Here is a 615-nt window from a genome sequence, read left to right on the forward strand (position 1 = left end):
ACGATAGTCTTGCTTTAGAAGTGTGATTTTATCGCTTAAGCCTGCTTCGCTGATCCGTGTTTGTGCTAACTCATGTTGTTTATCAGAGATCGTGGTGGTGGTGACTTTGCAGCCATAGTGCTTGGCAGCATAGATGGCGAACCCGCCCCAGCCAGAGCCAATTTCAACCACATGGTCAGATTCAGATAGGTTTAGTTTTTCACAGATAGTCTTAAGCTTGTATTGTGATGCCTCTTCCATGCTTGCCTGTTCGCTAGGGAAGATGCCAGAGGAATACATCATTGTCGGGTCCAGGAAGGTCTTAAATAAATCATTACCCAGGTCGTAATGCGCAGCGATATTTCGCTTGGAGCCTTTTTCGGTATTTTGGTTCCAGAGGTGAAAGGCTTTAGTTAAGGGCCGGGATAGCAGGGCGAAGCCGCCTTCCATTTGATCTAGAATATCACGGTTCTGGACCATGACTTGCACTAGTTTAGTTAGATCCGGTGAGCTCCAGTCTTCTGACATATAGGCTTCTGCCGCGCCTATGCTGCCGCCCGTCATAATATCTAGATAACAATTTTCATCAAGAATATGTAGCTCGGAATAAAGCGGGTCATTGGGAGAAAGTGGTTC

At 46.3% G+C, this 615-nt stretch carries 1 protein-coding gene; it reads right to left on the reverse strand.

The annotated features are described in order from the left end of the window. The coding region (locus A3757_RS03080; protein WP_197469699.1) for a cyclopropane-fatty-acyl-phospholipid synthase family protein at positions 1 to 615 on the reverse strand (615 nt) is incomplete at both ends.

The sequence above is a fragment of the Oleiphilus sp. HI0117 genome (assembly GCF_001635235.1).